The sequence below is a fragment of the Alkalihalobacillus sp. NPDC127517 genome, assembly GCF_050276055.1.
GTDB lineage: Bacteria > Bacillota > Bacilli > Bacillales > Bacillaceae_D > Alkalicoccobacillus.
On record NZ_JBNNQX010000016.1, the window covers coordinates 26,106 to 44,073 of the forward strand.

At 42.3% G+C, this 17,968-nt stretch carries 16 protein-coding genes and 1 pseudogene; 3 read left to right on the forward strand and 14 right to left on the reverse strand.

What is annotated here, in order from left to right; genetic code table 11:
- Positions 1-45 precede the first annotated feature (45 nt).
- Positions 46-201, forward strand: a complete 156-nt coding sequence (locus ACQKKO_RS18335) for a DUF1540 domain-containing protein (protein ID WP_479826572.1) — start codon at positions 46-48, stop codon at positions 199-201.
- A 47-nt stretch (positions 202-248) separates the two neighbouring features.
- On the opposite strand, the gene ACQKKO_RS18340 is transcribed toward ACQKKO_RS18335, so the two are convergent.
- The 6 genes from ACQKKO_RS18340 to ACQKKO_RS18365 all read right to left on the reverse strand — a co-directional run bounded on the left by ACQKKO_RS18340 (position 249) and on the right by ACQKKO_RS18365 (position 6,538).
- On the reverse strand, positions 249-1,316 hold the full coding sequence (locus ACQKKO_RS18340) for an NAD(P)/FAD-dependent oxidoreductase (RefSeq protein ID WP_498649746.1): 1,068 nt from the start codon (positions 1,314-1,316) through the stop codon (positions 249-251).
- 121 nt (positions 1,317-1,437) lie between these two features.
- Complete coding sequence (locus tag ACQKKO_RS18345) at positions 1,438-1,647, reverse strand: hypothetical protein (protein WP_498649748.1); 210 nt, start codon at positions 1,645-1,647, stop codon at positions 1,438-1,440.
- A gap of 206 nt (positions 1,648-1,853) precedes the next feature.
- Entirely contained in the window at positions 1,854-2,021 is a 168-nt protein-coding gene (locus ACQKKO_RS18350; protein WP_498649750.1) for a hypothetical protein, read from the reverse strand.
- An 89-nt stretch (positions 2,022-2,110) separates the two neighbouring features.
- Entirely contained in the window at positions 2,111-4,138 is a 2,028-nt protein-coding gene (locus ACQKKO_RS18355) for a hypothetical protein (protein WP_498649752.1), read from the reverse strand.
- 212 nt (positions 4,139-4,350) lie between these two features.
- A complete protein-coding gene (locus ACQKKO_RS18360) occupies positions 4,351-6,045 on the reverse strand; it encodes a M3 family oligoendopeptidase (protein WP_498649754.1) in 1,695 nt (564 codons plus the stop codon).
- A gap of 46 nt (positions 6,046-6,091) precedes the next feature.
- Positions 6,092-6,538 carry an Lrp/AsnC family transcriptional regulator gene (locus tag ACQKKO_RS18365; protein WP_498649755.1) on the reverse strand — a complete coding sequence of 149 codons (447 nt, stop codon included), beginning with the start codon at positions 6,536-6,538 and terminating at the stop codon, positions 6,092-6,094.
- Between the two features lie 160 nt (positions 6,539-6,698).
- Here ACQKKO_RS18365 and ACQKKO_RS18370 point away from each other — a divergent pair, with 160 nt between their 5' ends.
- Positions 6,699-7,328 carry a YitT family protein gene (locus ACQKKO_RS18370; protein WP_498649757.1) on the forward strand — a complete coding sequence of 210 codons (630 nt, stop codon included), beginning with the start codon at positions 6,699-6,701 and terminating at the stop codon, positions 7,326-7,328.
- 20 nt (positions 7,329-7,348) lie between these two features.
- Here the strand turns inward: ACQKKO_RS18370 and ACQKKO_RS18375 are convergent, their stop codons facing one another.
- From ACQKKO_RS18375 to ACQKKO_RS18400, 6 genes and pseudogenes are all read right to left on the reverse strand, one after another.
- A complete protein-coding gene (locus ACQKKO_RS18375) occupies positions 7,349-7,885 on the reverse strand; it encodes a phosphoglycerate mutase family protein (protein WP_498649759.1) in 537 nt (178 codons plus the stop codon).
- A 24-nt stretch (positions 7,886-7,909) separates the two neighbouring features.
- On the reverse strand, positions 7,910-8,341 hold the full coding sequence (locus tag ACQKKO_RS18380; RefSeq protein ID WP_498649760.1) for an NUDIX hydrolase: 432 nt from the start codon (positions 8,339-8,341) through the stop codon (positions 7,910-7,912).
- An 18-nt stretch (positions 8,342-8,359) separates the two neighbouring features.
- A complete protein-coding gene (locus ACQKKO_RS18385) occupies positions 8,360-8,998 on the reverse strand; it encodes an HAD family hydrolase (RefSeq protein WP_498649762.1) in 639 nt (212 codons plus the stop codon).
- A pseudogene (locus ACQKKO_RS18390) lies at positions 8,979-9,258 on the reverse strand (RNA-binding S4 domain-containing protein). Before ACQKKO_RS18390 ends, ACQKKO_RS18385 begins: the two are co-directional and overlap by 20 nt.
- Before the next feature lie 17 nt (positions 9,259-9,275).
- Positions 9,276-10,730, reverse strand: a complete 1,455-nt coding sequence (gene yabN / locus ACQKKO_RS18395) for a bifunctional methyltransferase/pyrophosphohydrolase YabN (protein WP_498649763.1) — start codon at positions 10,728-10,730, stop codon at positions 9,276-9,278.
- An 8-nt stretch (positions 10,731-10,738) separates the two neighbouring features.
- Positions 10,739-12,340, reverse strand: a complete 1,602-nt coding sequence (locus tag ACQKKO_RS18400) for a putative polysaccharide biosynthesis protein (protein WP_498649764.1) — start codon at positions 12,338-12,340, stop codon at positions 10,739-10,741.
- A gap of 165 nt (positions 12,341-12,505) precedes the next feature.
- On the opposite strand from ACQKKO_RS18400, the gene murG reads away from it, so the two are divergent.
- Complete coding sequence (murG, locus tag ACQKKO_RS18405; RefSeq protein ID WP_498649766.1) at positions 12,506-13,573, forward strand: undecaprenyldiphospho-muramoylpentapeptide beta-N-acetylglucosaminyltransferase; 1,068 nt, start codon at positions 12,506-12,508, stop codon at positions 13,571-13,573.
- Between the two features lie 42 nt (positions 13,574-13,615).
- Here murG and spoVT read toward each other — a convergent pair whose 3' ends face one another.
- Both spoVT and mfd read right to left on the reverse strand, forming a co-directional pair.
- On the reverse strand, positions 13,616-14,152 hold the full coding sequence (gene spoVT, locus ACQKKO_RS18410) for a stage V sporulation protein T (RefSeq protein ID WP_498649768.1): 537 nt from the start codon (positions 14,150-14,152) through the stop codon (positions 13,616-13,618).
- A gap of 153 nt (positions 14,153-14,305) precedes the next feature.
- Complete coding sequence (gene mfd / locus ACQKKO_RS18415) at positions 14,306-17,851, reverse strand: transcription-repair coupling factor (protein ID WP_498649770.1); 3,546 nt, start codon at positions 17,849-17,851, stop codon at positions 14,306-14,308.
- Positions 17,852-17,968 lie beyond the last annotated feature (117 nt).

Consider the following 17,968-nt stretch of genomic DNA (forward strand, 5'->3'; position numbering starts at 1 on the left):
TGGTTTCTTTCCTGGTGGCCCATTTTTAATACAGGAGGGAAAATCATGGCACAACAGATTCTATGTGAAGTCTCTAGCTGCATGCACTGGGCTGGAGATAACCATTGTGGGGCAACTGAGATTTACGTGGTGAACCATCACGATAAATCGAAGGCAAAAGAATCCGCTGAAACGGATTGTAAGACCTTTCAGGTGCGATAGCCTAAAGGCAAAGGAAGAGACGTGCGTGCTGCACGTCTCTTCCTTTCTTATTCGGTTCCTGCAAAAACGAGCTGGTCTTTTTTGAGGATCTCTTCATTCTTCTCTTTAAATCGCTCATTGTGAGAGGAAACATAGGCTTGTGCCGTTGCTTCAGGCTCAATAAATACCTTCGCCTGATTAATAGCTTTTGCTCCATCCACGTATGCACCTGCAATCAATCGCAGCTTGCCGTCGTTACTAACTAAATCCCCAGCTGCAAAGACTCCTGGAACACTCGTTTCCATCTTTTCATTAACAGTTAAGATTCCTTCATTTGTTTCAAACTGAAGCGGGCTCTCTAAAAGAAAATCCAGATCCATCTTGTACCCGTGGTTTACAATGACTGCATCTACTGGATAGTCCGTACACATCTCTGTTTCTAAGTGCTTTAATGTAATGCGCTCAATAGCTGTACCAGCTGCATCTCCGTGCAGCTCCTCCAAACAATAAGGCGTAAAGACTTCAACAGACGAAGACCTCATTTGGTTTACGTTGCTTTCATGACCGCCAAATTCATCTCTACGGTGAACAACCTTTACACTTGCAGCCAAGGGCTCAAGAGCATTTGCCCAATCAACAGCCGAGTTTCCTCCGCCTGAAATGACTACATGCTTTCCTTTAAACGTATCAAGCTGCTGCACCGTGTAGTGTAGGTTGGTGACCTCAAAGCGGTCAGCACCTTCAATTTCAAGCTTGGCGGTTTTGAAGATTCCATGCCCAACAGCCAATACAATACTTTTTGAGTAATGCGTTTCACCTGATGAACCTTTTAGTAAAAAGACTCCATCCGCGCGTCTTGTCAGCGTTTGAATTTGCTCGTTTAAGCAAATGGTTGGTTCAAAGGTTCGAGCTTGTTCATTTAAATTTGTAAGGACCTGTTGCCCTGGAGTGGGAGGAAGTCCTCCAATATCCCAGATGATTTTCTCTGGATAAAGCAAGATCTTACCACCCAGCTGTGGTTGATACTCAACAATTTTAGTTTTCATATCGCGCATCCCACTATAAAACGCACTGTATAATCCAGCAGGCCCACCGCCTATAATGGTCACATCAAATACCTCTTCGTGATTCGCCACAACGATCCCTCCAATTGGTGCATTGATCCTCTATTTGCCGATCTTTTCATTAATATTGATTCTCATTCTTAATTATAACAAGAATGTTCTCCATTGCAAAGAGAAAAAGCAGTAGCGATGGCTACTGCTTCTCACAGGTAACGGGTGACCAGAACCCTTCTTTTTGAACAACAACCCCATTCCCTTCATCAAATCGTTCAAAGCATTCATCAATAATACTCATATTTTCCTGATGATTCCGACTAATCTGGACAAGTAGTAGAATGGTGCCAACAATGATAATGGATGCCCCCACTATAAGGATGGTCCAGTTTTTGTTCTTTGTCTTCATAGGTCCCCTCCTCCGTCATCTCAGATCTATTCTATCATGTTATGAAACATGGATTGGATACATGTAAAAAATCAAGCACACAAAGCGCGTGTGCTTGATGGAACACTTAGAGCGAAAAAGATTAGATACCAACCTTACGAGAGGAGTGAATCTGCCTCGGTTACTAAGAAAGGTATGTAGGACGGAGTATGATCTCCGTCCATAAACTAATCCAATACGTGCATCTCTGTTTCCTCGAGAACTTGTTCTAGATGTGTAATCTCCTCCTCAAGTGCTGCTGAAAGGCGACTATTTTCATTCGTCGCCCTACCCTTTAACATCTTGAGGAATTCTAGCTCTCGATGAAACAGTTCTCGCTCTAAGCGATGTACCATAGATATCCTCCTCACTTTTGGTTAGGTCGATACCTATACTTTCTAGTTACCCCGTTTGAGAACTTTGCAATCGTATGAATTTTTTCAGGCTATTCAAATGAATCTCCAATTTTGATCAAGGTTTCCTTCACATGCTCTGGACCATAGGCTTGGAGAATGTCATTATTGATATCAAATTCCACCTCATAATAGTAGGTCCCATCAAACATTAGTAAACGAACATAATCATCTAGATAAAATGCCGTTTCCCATCCGTCTAATTCAACAACATCACCATAATCCTCATTCATAAAGAAGGATGGTTCATCTCCATTCTTAATCGTTAGCTTAAGAGAGAGATCTCCTGTGCCTTCTCCTTTATATTCAAGGAAGTAGTTATCAACTTCCCCATCTCTCCCAGTGCTCAATCGAGGATTCATCTGCTCGACTTCCTGTATAGGGAGAAGGGTCGGAAACTGTTGTTCTTCTATGGGCATATCTTGAAACGGTTCTTCAATTGGTTCCATTGACTTAACCATCGCAACCATTTCATCCTGTGAGTACTTTCGCGCTTCATATTGATAGCAAATATTATCAATCTTAACAGCTAGCTCTACATCATTATTTCCAAATTCATAGAAATAGAGATCTGATCCATCCATCGTGTCAACAACTTCTGCATTGTCATCCATTCTACATTGCCTGTCTTCATCTTCATGAACGTAGGCTCTAACGTCTATTTGATCTTTTGCATATTCTGATGTGTCTAAATGAATTCGTTGCCAATAGCTTTCCTCAGAAGCATGATTAAATCGGTGGTCGAGGGTCTCAGGAAATTCAGTTGGATACATAACACGCGTACTACTTTCTAAGACATCGCGAAGTACCCCTCTTTCATTTGCGTTTTGCTCGGTTAATACAATTTCATCCTGCTCAGGCTCGTCTCTTTCTCGCACGTCTACTGCTTTAAATTCTGATTCCTCAAATGTTGCGATGTCTCCGAGAGCCACTCGGTACAAACGAGAGGTATATGTACCGTCGTCTTCACTATCTTTATCTGTATAAAATATATAATCACCGTTCATCGTGATATGAAAACCTGTTGAAGACCGTAAATCAATATCATCTGGAATCGCTCTTGTCTCTTCTGTCTCCAGATTATGCATAATGAGCTGATCATCATCCTTTAACAACATGTTTCCATTTGAATCAAAACCGACTACTTGATCATGTCCCATAGACTCGTACGCAGCGGTTTCTCCACTCTCAAGGTTCATAATATAGTATTCTGCAAACGCCGAGTCACTTCCTCGGTTCTCTGTAATAAGGTAATAAAGATATGTCCCATCAGGTGACATTTTCGCTTGGTAAATAAACATATTATTACTATCAAACTCTTCGGCAGCCTCTTCAACACTCGCTAATTCATTTACTGTTCCGGACTCAATATCTAGTAAATAAAGCTCTAGAACGGTATCAATTAAAACCTTAGACCCATCCTTCGTCAACGTGATTCCATTTAAAGAAACATCATCTGTATCCAACAGCTCACTTAGCGAAAAGTCTGTTTTCTCTTCGGTCTTAACATCGTATAAGGTAATAAGTAATTCTCGATCGATGGTATCTGTCACCATATAAACAATTAGGTCATCGGTGATTCCAGCTAAATCATCTATATAATCGTCTGTCTCAGGTGCCTGGTGTACTAACTCATCATTTTCTAAATCATATACCGAAAATGCAATCCCCTCATCATGACAATCATATAAAAGGTACTGGCCATTCGGCGACGGCGATAAGCCTACACATCGCCTTTCAACATCTTCTTCCTGAGCAAACTCCCGACCTTCAACTGCCTCACCAGTCAGATCAACCACATATGTATAGTATTCGCTTACACGGTCAATGTCCTCATGACCGGTAATGACTGACGTTTCACCAGAAGCACTTGTCCTTAGACTTTGTAAGTCATAATCAGACAGTCCTTCATGGTTATATTCAAATATAATCTCTTCGGACAATGCAGATGACTCACCCTCTTCTTCCGTCACCGCTTCATCAGACGTTTCATTCTCTTCGGATACTTCGGCATCAGATGAGCAACCCACAACAAAAATGCTCATCAATACCATTAACATGATAAACCTCTTCAAACTAACCACTCCAACCTGAAAAAAGTATTTTATTAGTGCTACCTTTTTCATGTTCCCTGTAAAATAAAGTATAAACTTGAAGTTTAATCGAAAAAGACAAATGATTCTAATTGAACCATTTGTCTCACTTTTTTATTTCGTTTGGTAGAGAAGTGATCAGACATTCACTTGCTATCTCTTAAGGAGTGTCCGATGATTTATAATTCCTCATCCTTCACTTCATTCAACCAACCTTCGATCTCACCAATGACAGACGAGACACAGCCATCTTCAAATGGAGATCGCAAGCCTGCTACCTTAACCAGTTCAAGGAAAGATAAGCTCCCTCCTTTTTGGCATAGGTTTAAGTAATCCTGCCATGCAGCTTGTTGATCTTCATTCATTCTTTTCCAGAACTGAAGCGCACAAATCTGTGCAAGGGTGTAGTCAATATAATAGAACGGCACTTGATAGATATGTGACTGACGTTGCCAGAATCCACCCGCCTCAAGGTATGCATTCCCATCATAGCTCCGATGTGGGAGATAGCGTTTTTCTAGCTTACTCCAATAAAGCTTGCGCTCCGCTGGCGTCGCTTCTGGATTCGCATAGACAAAGTGCTGGAATTCATCCACGGCTACACCATAAGGGATAAACAAGATCGCATCCGCTAAATGGGCAAACTTATATTTTTCAGTGTCCTCACCAAAGAAGTGCTCCATCCATGGCCATGCGAAAAACTCCATACTCATCGAATGAATTTCAGCTGCCTCCATCGTCGGAAACGCATATTCAGGTACAGCTAAATGACGGCTTTGATACACTTGAAATGCGTGCCCCGCTTCGTGTGTTAACACATCAATGTCTCCGGATGTCCCGTTAAAATTTGAAAAAATGAAGGGAGAACCATACTCAGGAAGATATGCACAATAGCCTCCACTTTCCTTGCCCTTTTTACTTAAAAGATCCATTAGATTATTCTCAATCATATACGTAAAAAATTCGTCTGTTTCCTCTGAAAGCTCTTTATACATAAGCTTTCCATTTTCTATAATCCAGTCTGCATCGCCTTTAGGCGTTGCATTTCCGGTTTGATACGTAAAATTCTCGTCATAGAAATGTAGCGTATCTACTCCAATTCGCCGCTGCTGGCGCTCTCTAAGCTTGGTCGCTACAGGAACAATCTCATCCTGCACCTGAACCCTGAAGTTTGCGACCATCTCTGCATCATAGTCTGTGCGTGTCATCCGGGCATAACCCATCTCAACGAAGTTCGCAAACCCGAGTTTTTGAGCCATCTTTGTACGAACGTGAACTAAATCATCATAGATCCGATCTAACTGCTCCTCATTGTCAGTAAGGAATTGAAATTTAGCAGCAGAAGCTTTTTTTCGTACGTCACGGTCCGTTGATTGTTCAAAAGGGGTAAGCTGAGCAAGTGTACGCTCTTCTCCCTCGAATTCAATTTTTGCGGAAGCAATCAGTTGACCATATTCCGTTGTTAGCTTGTTCTCAAGCTGAAGCTCCGGGATGATGTCCGGGCTAAAGGTTTTGAGGCTTAGCTCAGCAAGCTTAAATAGCTGACTCCCCCATCTTTCCTCCAATTGCTTACGGTGCGGTGAATCGATGATTGCACGGTAATAATCTGTTTTAAATTCCTGCATAACAGGCATGACTTCATCTATGTATTCCTTCTCTGCCTTGTAAAATGCATCCTCTGTATCAATCGAATGACGGATAGAGACCAAATTCGCCTGCGTTTCAAGCCAGTTTGAGTAGTCTTGCAGGGATTTTAAGGCTTCAACCTGCCCTTCCACTGTATCCGATTCTTTAAAAAGCTGGATGTGTTCAGTAAATATTTCTTCTACTTCTTCTTTTTCTGGACGCTCATATGGGATCGCTTCAAATTTCATCGTTAAACTCCCTTTCTTTTCTGTTTAATCTATTCGCCACACAGGTTTACTTCTCCTTTTGTGAGGGAGAAATGATGCGAAATGGGACTGGAGAATTGAGGACAGTAGACGTGTTAATCGTTCCATAGGGAATAAGCCGGTCAATTAACATGGTCATCGCATGCATATCAGAAACGGCTGCCTTTAAAAAGTAACTGACTTCTCCTGTTACCCGATGACACTCAATAATCGCTTCGTCCTTTTGAATGATCGCTTCGAATTCTTGGATAGATACCTTCAAACCAGCCACCTGAATAATCAGCATTATTTCTTTACCAACAGCCGGAAGTGAGATTCGAGCTGTGTATGCCTCGATCACCCCTTTTTCTCTTAACCGAGTTAACCGCTCTGCTGTACTTGGACGACTTAAGGATAAAAGCTTAGAGAGTTCACTAACGGTCATCCTTGAATCTTCCTGAATCGCAGCGATAATTTTGCGATCTATCTGGTCCATTCTAGGTCCTCCTTCACTTTTACCCTATTATAAAATAAAAGACTTCATAAAGTTGGTTTTTTGTTAGATATTCCTTCAAAGTAATATGCGCACTTTTTATTTCTTTCGATACGCTAATAGAAGGAGCATTGTAGCGAATACGTAGAAGGGAACGGTGTGTATGAAACGCTGGTTACTTATTTTTGTTGGTTGTTTTTTAGCTTCATTAGGAGTGATTGTGCTCACTCATTCAGATCTTGTTACAGGTGGTACCGCAGGTCTTTCTTTAAGTATTGCATACCTTACAGGCTTGCCATTTCCCGTCCTATTCTTTCTCATTAACATCCCATTCTATTTATTCTCAATGAGTCGGATGGGGCTTTCCTTCACAATTACAACGATTCTATCAGTCTCTATCTTAACGCTTATAACAAGCATAAATGCCTTTTTACCAAACTTCTCTATCCCTTACTGGTTAGGGGCGTTGGCGGGCGGTATGTTCATTGGGGTGGGGCTAAGTGTCTTGTTTCGTCATCAGGCTTCGCTTGGTGGTTCTAATATTCTCGCACTCTTCTTGCAGAAGCGCTTTGGTTTTGACCCTGGTAAAACCAATTTTCTCTTTGATTGTGTAGTCGTTGCTTCAAGTTTATATGCAATTGGATGGGTAAAAGGCTTTTTCTCCGTACTATCAATTGCTGTTACTTCAAAAGTAATTAGTTACTATAAGCAAGCGTATGTGGTCAAAAAACGAGAGCTACCTGTTCAGAGAAAGGTCGAGCTTTCACCAAAAAAACTGTCAACAGATCTCTAATGTGAGATTCTGTTGACAGTTTACTTTTCAAATAAATACAGCTTTCCATTGGTTGGGATTTTAAAATATGGTCCTTTGTATCCGCGTTTTTTTAAATTCTTCCTCATTATGTCCATGACCCCACCGTGACTAACAATCAAACAGTCCTTGCCTTCTTTCTCCGCCTGATTAAGAATTTCATCGAGTCGTTTACGTGTGTCCCATTTACTTTCCGGTTGTGATGAATGCTTAAACAGCCACGCGAGCCGAATCATAATCAGATGAAGAAAAAGCGGCAGGCGGAAGGATAAAGGAAATGGAGGGACGAGATCGATTTCACGTAGCTTCTCTGTCTCTTTAATCTTTCCCCGATAGATGGTCGCAGCGGTTGTTCTTGCTCGTGGTAGAGTACTAGAATAACAGCTTTTCCATGTCACAGACCCTAGATCAACAGGAATCTCCTCGACGTCTGATTCATCATATTCACTTACCCATTTTGTAAGATCTGTACTCGAGATCAGCAATTGCTTTGGATACCCTCGTGTGACTTTAAAATGTCTGACTAACCCTATTTTCATGAGGAGACCTCCCCTCCCGTCTAGTTACTGCCAGCCATCACTGTCATACCACATGGACGATTGATCTTTGTTAATCGCATGCTGAACATAGGGAATTGTATTATATGGCATTTGATTAGTCGGAAACCATTCTAGAGCCTGGCACTTGTCGGGCTCAGCATTAAAAGGCGTTCCGGACCAAGTCTTAATTTCCACAAAGAAATCGATCCAATTTAATGTTCCTGATAAGCGGTGCAGCACACCATTCACTTTGATATCATCGCGAGTAACAGTCACTCCAATTTCTTCTTTTGCTTCTCTCTGAACCGATGTAAGCATGTCCTCATCCGGATCAATCTTACCCGCCACAACACTCCAATTCCCATCTTCAAAGCCTGTGTTTTTCCGTTTAAGAAGTAGAACTTGATCATCCTGATAAAAAAGCAAATGCACAGATCCATACAAATGAGGCTTCATTTACATCCCTCTTTCACATTAAAGCTGGTCTACATCAATCTCATCAATCGCTTGAACAATCGTATCGGTAATCGTTAAATCCTGATCACCAGCATCTGGTGCAGCATATCCTATACATGTCATCCCTGCAGCCTTAGCAGCACGCGCTCCGTTATGAGAATCCTCCAAAACCACACAATGCTTTGGATCAATGCCAAGAACAGATGCAGTTTCAAGATAGATATCTGGAGCTGGTTTTCCCTGATCTACTTCCTCTCCACTAATTACGGATGTAAAGTGATCTTCAATGTTAAATTTCTGAAGGACTGCTTCAATGTACGCCCGGGGGGAAGAAGAAGCAACCGCCATCGGAATGTTGCGCTCTGATAGCTTCTGCATTAACTCTGGTATTCCTTTAATCGGCGTAAGATCGGATTCCTTTAAGCGTTTTAGCTTCTCGGTGTGTGCATGCGCATGAATCTCGTGAACCTCACCTGATAGGCCATGCTTCTTCTTCACTTGATCCCACATGTCTGCACTTACCATACCCGTGTATTCGGCAAGATCGTCTTCTGTAATCGTCGCCCCGTACCGTTTGGCTGTTGCGATTTCAACCTCAATATGATGAGGCTCACTATCGATAATGACTCCATCCATATCAAAAATAAAGGCCTTCATCATCCGTTCACCGGCTCTTCTTTGACAATGGTATACATGTTATCTGCATCGTCCTTCCGACTCGTTTCACGAACCTCGTTAATCTTCACGGTTACAAGCTTTTGACCAAAACGAACAACAAGCTCGTCTCCTGCTTTTACATCCGAACCGGCCTTTGCTTGGTTTCCATTAATAGAGATTCTTCCTTGATCGCATACTTCCTTTGCAAGGGTTCTGCGTTTAATTAAACGTGATACTTTTAGAAATTTATCTAGTCTCATATCGTTGGTTCTCCCTTTTAATCGTATTGTTTACTTTCCTGCCAGATCGCTTCTAGATCGTCTAGGTCCAGCTCAGTCATTTGTTTACCTTGTTCTTTTACCCGATCTTCAATGTATTCAAAGCGCTTTTTGAACTTCGTATTTGTTTTGGCAATGGCTTGTTCTGCATCGAGCTTATAAAAGCGTGCCACATTAGCAATTGTAAAAAGAACGTCTCCAAGCTCTGCTTCCATCTTTTGTTTATCAGCGCCTGCAAGCTCATCCTTCCATTCCTTTACTTCCTCATCAAACTTATCCCAAATAGGTTCGGGCTCGCCCCAATCAAAGCCTACCTTAGCTGCAGCTTTCTGCAAGGCCATTGCCTTCATTAATCCAGGCAGTGCAGTAGGTATATTTGTTAACAAGCCTGCTTCTGCCCCGCCCTTTTCCTGCTTCTTGATTGCGTCCCAATTGGTGAGCACCTCGTCTGCCGTATTGGCTGTACCCTCACCAAAAACATGAGGGTGGCGACGAATCATCTTATTCGTCACAGCAGCTACTACATCTTGAATAGAAAACCAGCCTGCATCCTCTCCAATTTGAGCGTGCAACATCACCTGCAAAAGAACATCACCAAGCTCTTCTACTAAATGCTCATCATCTTCTTGATCAATTGCATCAAGTACCTCGTAAGCTTCCTCAATCAAATAAGGCTTTAAGCTTTCATGCGTTTGCTTTTTGTCCCACGGACAGCCGTCTGGTCCGCGAAGAGTCGCAATTACCTGTCTGAGAGTTGAAAATTCCTCTCTTAACAACGTTTCCTCCCGTACAGGCGGCACATATACAGCTGTCAGGTTATTTAGCGTTGTCACTCGGTCAAGCTCGTGAAGCGGTACACGCAACAAGCTTTCATGTTTAGAGCCTACTGCTGTGGCAACTACCACTTCATATTCGTCCGGTAAACGCTCCATTAGCGTCAGCTTCACATCTGAAGCAATCATTGCATCATACACCTGCACAATGATCAGATGCTGTGTCAGCTGAAATTCATCCCTTTTAAAATGGGTGCCATCAAGGATTTGACTGCCTTCAATCGGATCAATTTTAAGAGCGGTATACATGGAGTCAAGGAAGCTTGTTCCTCCAAGAAAATGAAGCTCGACATTCGCTGACTCGGCACGTTCCACTAAAAGCTGAATGGTACGCTCAGCTACAAATGGGTGTCCGGGCACCGCATACGTAATGTCTTCTTTTTTGGCTTCTTTTAATAAGGTTTCTGTGATTTCTTCATACACAGCTTCAAACTGATCATGTTTTTCATAGATCTGATCAAAAGAGTTCCACGTTAAATCCTCTTCCGCGAGCTCCGTTAAAACCGGATGATCATTTGTCCGAACAAACAGATTACGTGCTACCTTTAGATGTCGATAGAGACCCATTGGCATCTGGTCTAGATCACCCGCACCAAGTCCTACAATATGTATCTTTGCCATCTACTCTTTCATTCCTTCCTACGTATAAAAAATCCTCTAATTTTCTTTACCTTTGGAATCTGATCCCATTCAGATGCTGTAAAAACCGGTAAGGTGAGCAGACATACAAGTACAACCAGACCACCTATCCCACTTAGTACTAAGGCGACTCCCGCATCATGCAAACGGTTCTCTCCTATGCTTATTTCTGTCCAATGTACGATCAATCCATAACAAATGCTTGTCGCCACTGCCAGTGTAGTAAGCGTGATGGAAAGCGCCACATAGGGAGTGCCATGTACCATCACCTTACCTGATGCACGCTTAATGGCAATCATTCCGAGACTCGCCATGGTTATTGTTGCGATTGTTGTTGCAATTCCAGCCCCGATCGCTCCATATAACGGTATGAGCGCAATGTTCGCAATCATCTTTAAGGTCAGTCCAATACCTAAGATAATGACAGGGACTCGGATGCGTCCGTGCCCCTGCAGGACGGCCGCTGCGGTTAAATAAACCGCGGCAGGTGCAATGGATAAAACCAACACTCTTAGAAAGCCTGATCCTTCTATGTCTGTGAAAAGCATATGGTTTAAAGGCTCCATAATGATAACCAAACCAATTGTAGCTGCACCACCGATTAAAAAGGCGAGTCGTAAAGACATATCCTGATACCGCAATACGGCCAGCTTCTCTTTGCGTGCCCTTGCTTCTGACATTGCGGGTACAAGAGCTAATGCAAGGGTTGTGGCAAGAATCGTACCTAGTTGGATAAGTGGCTGCCCTCGGTCATACACCCCTTTCAGCTCATACGCTTCTCCTTCAGATAAGCCAAACATGTTGAGCAAGTGAATCATAGAGAATACATCCACAAATTGAAAAAGAATTAAGACAAGCGCATTAATGCAGATGAACACGCTTTGACCTAAAAGTAAGCTCACTTGCTTTGTGATTTGCCCAAACGAAACCTGCCGTAACTCATTTATGCCTAGTGTGATCCCTCGTTGATGTAAGAACGTAAACAAAAGAATAACACCTGTTAAGCTACCAAAAAGGGAGCCATAGATTGCTCCTGTTCCTAATTGGTAGGCATTAGCACTTGAATTCATTAGTAGATATGTAATAAGTAAGATCGCTGTAACTCTGCCAAGTTGCTCCCCCACGTTAGAGATAGCGGTAGGCAACATATCATGTTGTCCTTGAGTTACACCTCTTGCTACGCTTAAAAACGGGACAAATAAAAAGGAAAGTCCTGTTACGCGTAACACATCTGTTAGTGCGGGATCTCCCATCAAAACGGCGAGCCACGGGGCCAATACCACCATTCCAACACACGTCACCACAGAAAATAAAAGCAAACCTATAAAATAAAAACCAGTTGTTGCCCGTTGTTTTTTAGGATTTTCAGCAAGCTGTCTAGAAAGAACAAGCGGAAACCCATATAATGAAATGATGGTCATGAATCCGTAGAATGGATACACCTGCTGGTACACGTAAAATCCTAAATCACCAGCCATGTTTTGAAATGGAATCCGATACCCTGCGCTAATGATTTTTGTTAAGATCGCAGCAATCGATAGTAATACAGCGCCTCCAAGGAAAGACGTCTTCTGACTGCTTTTTCTATTCAAACGTCTTCCTCCTTACCATTGGTACCTGTCTCTATCATACTCAATTTATCTAAAAATCGCCATTCATGCTTGAAGCGGTTGAGCTAGACACAAAATTCAAGTAAAGTGAACGAGTAATCGTTTGAAAGTACGCCCCTCTTAAATGTGGCATAAGGAGAATTAACAATGAAAAAAATCGTCTTTACCGGCGGAGGATCTGCCGGACATGTGACACCTAATATCGCCATTATGGATTCACTTGATCCAAGCGCTTGGGACATTTCCTATATCGGATCGCATTCTGGCATTGAAAAAGAACTAATCGCTCGCACAAATATTCCATACGATGCAATCTCAAGCGGGAAACTACGCAGGTATATTGATTTAAAAAACGCGACAGATGCGTTTCGCGTACTAAAAGGAATTCTGGACGCCCGTAAAGTGCTAAAGAAACGTAAGCCTGATCTTGTCTTCTCAAAGGGAGGATTCGTTACCGTCCCTGTTGTGATTGCAGCTTCTAGCTTAAAGATTCCTGTTTTTCTACATGAAAGTGATCTCACACCTGGGCTTGCTAATAAGATCGCTCAACGTTTTACCACTCGTATTTTCACATCATTTGAAGAAGCAGCCGCACACTTTCCGGCTGATAAGACCACTGCAATCGGCTCCCCTATCCGTCGTGAGCTACTTGAAGGCAACCCGAAGCACGGACTTGACTTTCTTGGTTTTCGTCCAGGTAAGCCGGTCTTAACGATCATGGGTGGAAGTCTGGGGGCAAAAGCTGTGAATGAAGCAGTTCGTGCCGCACTACCAGAACTGCTGACTGAATTTCAGATTGTTCATTTATGCGGGAAAGGTCACTTAGATCCTGCCTTAAATGAACAGCCTGGTTATAAGCAATTTGAATATGTACATGATGAGCTATCTAATATTTTATCGGCAACAAGCTACGTCATTACTCGCGGGGGCTCCAACGCAATCTTTGAATTTTTAGCATTAAAGAAACCGATGCTGATCATTCCGCTCTCACGTTCTCAAAGTCGAGGCGATCAAATCTTAAATGCCAAATCATTTGAGAAAAAAGGGTACAGTCTGACTCTTGAAGAGGAAAGCTTAACAAAAGAAACGTTGCTCGACCACCTGACAAGATTAAAAGAGAATGAAACAGACTTTATACAAAAGATGGATGAGTCCCGTGAAACGGACGCCATTCAAACGATCTTATCAGAAATGAATTCATATGCATCCTCGTAACAAAAAGAACCGTTATCCATGTAGGTAACGGTTCTTTTTATTCTATTCCATTTGTCTAGCTAAGAAGCTTGCTGCGGTTTCCGCCATTTTTTGCTCAAGCATCCCATTCAGCGTCTGTTCTTTACTAAAAATAACGACCGTACCAATCGGGTCTCCATTCGCAATAATTGGAGCAATTACATAGCCCTTATAATCATCGTGATGTTCACTGACAAGATTATATTCTCCCGGGTTAGCCTCCACCTTCGTTTTACGGTTGGTCATGACAGACTCTACAACTTCACCAACTGCTTTATTCGCAAATTCCTTTTTCGGTGCACCTGAAACAGCGATAAACGTATCGCGATCGGAAATTAAAATATGGTGGTTCAAGCTTCCATAAAGGGCTTCTGCATACTCCTTTGCAAAATCTCCAAGCTCAGAGATTGGTGAATATTTTTTAAGGATGACTTCTCCGTCTCGGTCCACAAAAATTTCAAGCGGATCCCCCTCACGGATTCGAAGTGTTCTTCTGATCTCTTTAGGGATAACAACTCTACCCAAATCATCAATACGTCTTACAATTCCAGTTGCTTTCATGCTGTATTTCCTCACTTTCGCTGATGTAATCCCTGGACACTTTTGGCTGCTTCTATAAGTTCGGGTTAAAGGTAGTATTTGTCTTGAAATAAGAACTATTCCCCAATTCTTGAATTTGTTTCAGTGTCTTGGATGGATCAACCAGCGAGCTGGTCAGGAAGCAGGTGTTTTTGACTTTTTCTTTTTCTTTGAACGCGGAATGGCCTGAACCGCTTTCTCCAATAAATCAAGCAGCTGTTCGTTGGTGAGCTTCCTTGTTTTAATGACCACTTTAATTCGTTTGCCTTCTGTACCAAGGGATACGTCACGTCCAAGCGTGTTCACCACATCAAATAACTTACTACCATCCATTTGCTCTGATGTTTCTTCAGTGAGCAGAATGGTCAACTGATCCTTGTTCTCTATTATCTTTTCAATTCGCTCTGCATCACCAATTAATTTTATCGCTGTTAAACGAATTAAATCACTGACTTCGGTTGGGTATTCACCAAAGCGGTCAAACATTTCATCTTTTAAATCCTGAAGCTCCTGAAGCTGTTCAATCGCTTTAAATCGTTTATACATTTCGATCTTTTGTTTGGCATCCGTTATATACGTTTCAGGAATATAAGCGTCCACTTTTATATCCATCTCCATTTGGAATGGCGGCTCTTTAGGAGTTTCACCTTTCCGTTCTTCAATGGCTTGTTTTAACATTTGAGAGTATAGGTCGAATCCAACCGACTCGATAAAGCCATGCTGCTGGGCCCCAAGTAGATTACCTGCTCCACGAATCGTTAAATCTCTCATCGCGATCTTAAAGCCGGAACCAAGCTCGGTAAACTCTTTAATAGCCTGCAGACGTTTCTCAGCCACTTCTGTTAACACCTTATCACGCTGGTACGTAAAGTACGCATATGCGACGCGGTTCGAACGTCCCACTCGTCCACGGATTTGGTACAGTTGAGAAAGTCCCATCTTATCCGCATTATAAATGAATAATGTATTCACGTTTGGAATGTCTACACCCGTTTCAATGATCGTAGTGGTCACAAGGACATCACTATTGCCTTCTAGAAAATCGAGCATGATGGACTCAAGCTCACGTTCATTCATCTGCCCATGGGCAAAGCTAACCTTTGCATCTGGAACAAGCATTGAAATCCGTTCTGACATCCGCTCGATATCCTCAACTCGGTTATATAGGAAGTAAACCTGACCCCCGCGGGCCATCTCACGTTCAATTGCTTCCCTAACAAGCGATTCATTAAACTCAACCACATACGTCTGTACCGGGAATCTGTTTTCAGGTGGTGTTTCAATAACAGAAAGGTCACGCACACCTAGCATCGACATATGTAATGTACGTGGAATAGGTGTAGCTGTTAATGTTAGAACATCAATATTCGCTTTCAGATGCTTAATCTTTTCTTTATGCGTTACACCAAATCGTTGTTCTTCATCAACAATAAGTAGAGCAAGGTCCTTGAAGACCACATCTTTAGATAAGAGACGATGTGTACCAACAACAAGATCGATGGAGCCTGCTTTTACTCCTTTTAACGTTTCTGTTTGCTCTTTGCGTGAACGGAAACGACTTAATACACCGATATTAATCGGAAAATCAGAAAAACGCTCAACAATGGTTTCATAATGCTGTTGGGCAAGGATTGTTGTTGGGACAAGGATCGCCACCTGCTTACCATCCATGATTGCTTTGAAAGCAGCTCGAATCGCCACTTCTGTTTTCCCGTAACCAACGTCCCCACATAAAAGACGATCCATAGGACGGATAAGCTCCATGTCTTTTTTTATCTCTTCCGTTGCACGCAGCTGATCCTCTGTTTCAGAGTATTGGAAGGATGTTTCAAATTCACGTTGCTCATGTCCATCCTGACTAAAAGCATGTCCTTTACTTGCTTCTCGTTCTGCATATAGCTTAATTAAATCATCTGCTATATCTTCAACAGAGGATTGTACCTTCCGTTTAACCTTCTTCCAATCGCTTCCGCCTAATGCATAGATCTTAGGGTCCTTCTCTTCAGATCCAACATACTTCTGAACCTGATCAATTTGATCCACCGGAACATATAGCTTGTCATCCGCCGCATAACGAAGGTGCAGGTAATCCTTATGAAGGCCATTAATCTCAAGTGTTTCAATCCCTAAGTATTTCCCGATCCCGTGATTTGTATGGACAACGAGATCGCCTACCTTAAGCTCAGAGTAGCTTTTAATACGTTCTGCATTGGAGAGCTTCTGATTTCGTTTAGGACGCTTTGTTTGCTTAGCAAAGACTTCTTCCTCAGTCAGAACGACAAGCTTCTGTGAAGGCAATTCAAATCCAGAATGCAGCTGACCTTGGATAATGTGAATCTTCCCAGCTGTCAGCTCTGTGTCACGATCTACCACGTGAACGTCGATACCCTCTTCTTCTAAGTTAAGTGATAGGCGATCCGCACGATCCTTTGTCCCTGCAACAAATAAAACCGCGTTGCCCGCTTTCTGCCAACGTTTTACCTCAGACTCAAGAAGCTGCATTTGTCCATGAAAGTTTTGCATGGATTTGCACGAGATACTCACCACATTTTGAGGTGATGTCGAAGGAACGTGTTTTAAGAATAAGGATAGATAAACAACCGGGTACGGAGATTTTTGAATCGACGGTAGCACATCAATCGACATTTGCACGTCATGTACAAGGTCTCCATTCTCAATCAGTGAAAGACTCCAATTTGCCTCTTCCTTTTGCAGGTTATCTGCCATTTCCTTCACTCTGGTTAATTCATCTACGATACACATCGTACCCTCAGGCATATAATCAAGCAGTGATTCTGCCTGATCAAAATACAAGGACATATACTTGTACATACCTTCAAAGCTAGTCCGCTGTTTTAATTTATCAATGTCAGCTGTGATTTTTTCATCAAGCTGGGCTCGTGTTGTTTTTGCTGAGACCTTCTTGAGTGTGACCGCAAGCTTCTCTTCTAATCGACTGGCCGCCTGTGAATAGTGTTGATCAGATAAGATAATCTCTGTTGCAGGACCCACCTTTAACTTCTCAACATTTTCAATGGACCGCTGTGTATCTAATGAAAAGGTACGGATGGAATCAATATCCGTATCGAATAATTCAATTCGCACAGGGTTTGATTCTGTTAGCGGATACAAATCAATAATTCCACCGCGAACACTCATCTCACCTGGTGCAGACACCATATCCACTCTACGATAACCCATTTTAATAAGCTTGGTTAACAATTGATCAATGGACCCAATGTCTGACCCAAGTTCAAAGGAATAAAAGCTATCCTGCCAAACCGATTTTGGAGTAAGCATTCTGCGTACCCCGGCTAACGGAGCAATCACCACGCCAGAAAAGCCTTCAGCCAGTTTGTTCAACAGGTCAAGGCGCTGCGCTTTCATTTCGGGACTTGCGACGGCAATTTCAGCAGAAATCAGTTCATTCACTGGGTACAAATAGACCTGCTCTTCTCCCAAAAGGTCTACCAGGTCTTCATGAATCTTTTGAGCTTGAAATAAGTTATGTGTGATGACCAATTGACTTCTTTTTGTTTCCCGATACAAAGAAGCCATGGCCAAGGTTCTCGATGAACCACTTAAACCAGAGATGAGCTGCTCGCTCATTGATGCTTCTAAGCTCTCGAGAACCGTCTTAAGCTCCTGACTATGACTAAAATATGATTGCAATCCTAACATCGTGGATCCCCCTGTTTCGTAAAAAAACCTATATAATCGGTCGTACACACTTCTATTTATTTATTGCTACTCATATTGCCCCGAACTTATGACAACGGACAGGTAGTTTGAATAGAA

Bases quoted from the DNA above. Each gene is read 5' to 3' on its own strand.
- ACQKKO_RS18335 (WP_479826572.1), top strand. From the start codon at position 46: ATGGCACAACAGATTCTATGTGAAGTCTCTAGCTGCATGCACTGGGCT.
- ACQKKO_RS18345 (WP_498649748.1), bottom strand. From the start codon at position 1,647: ATGAAGACAAAGAACAAAAACTGGACCATCCTTATAGTGGGGGCATCC.
- ACQKKO_RS18350 (WP_498649750.1), bottom strand. From the start codon at position 2,021: ATGGTACATCGCTTAGAGCGAGAACTGTTTCATCGAGAGCTAGAATTC.
- ACQKKO_RS18355 (WP_498649752.1), bottom strand. From the start codon at position 4,138: ATGTTAATGGTATTGATGAGCATTTTTGTTGTGGGTTGCTCATCTGAT.
- ACQKKO_RS18360 (WP_498649754.1), bottom strand. From the start codon at position 6,045: ATGAAATTTGAAGCGATCCCATATGAGCGTCCAGAAAAAGAAGAAGTA.
- ACQKKO_RS18365 (WP_498649755.1), bottom strand. From the start codon at position 6,538: ATGGACCAGATAGATCGCAAAATTATCGCTGCGATTCAGGAAGATTCA.
- ACQKKO_RS18370 (WP_498649757.1), top strand. From the start codon at position 6,699: ATGAAACGCTGGTTACTTATTTTTGTTGGTTGTTTTTTAGCTTCATTA.
- ACQKKO_RS18375 (WP_498649759.1), bottom strand. From the start codon at position 7,885: ATGAAAATAGGGTTAGTCAGACATTTTAAAGTCACACGAGGGTATCCA.
- ACQKKO_RS18380 (WP_498649760.1), bottom strand. From the start codon at position 8,341: ATGAAGCCTCATTTGTATGGATCTGTGCATTTGCTTTTTTATCAGGAT.
- ACQKKO_RS18385 (WP_498649762.1), bottom strand. From the start codon at position 8,998: ATGAAGGCCTTTATTTTTGATATGGATGGAGTCATTATCGATAGTGAG.
- yabN (WP_498649763.1), bottom strand. From the start codon at position 10,730: ATGGCAAAGATACATATTGTAGGACTTGGTGCGGGTGATCTAGACCAG.
- murG (WP_498649766.1), top strand. From the start codon at position 12,506: ATGAAAAAAATCGTCTTTACCGGCGGAGGATCTGCCGGACATGTGACA.
- spoVT (WP_498649768.1), bottom strand. From the start codon at position 14,152: ATGAAAGCAACTGGAATTGTAAGACGTATTGATGATTTGGGTAGAGTT.
- mfd (WP_498649770.1), bottom strand. From the start codon at position 17,851: ATGTTAGGATTGCAATCATATTTTAGTCATAGTCAGGAGCTTAAGACG.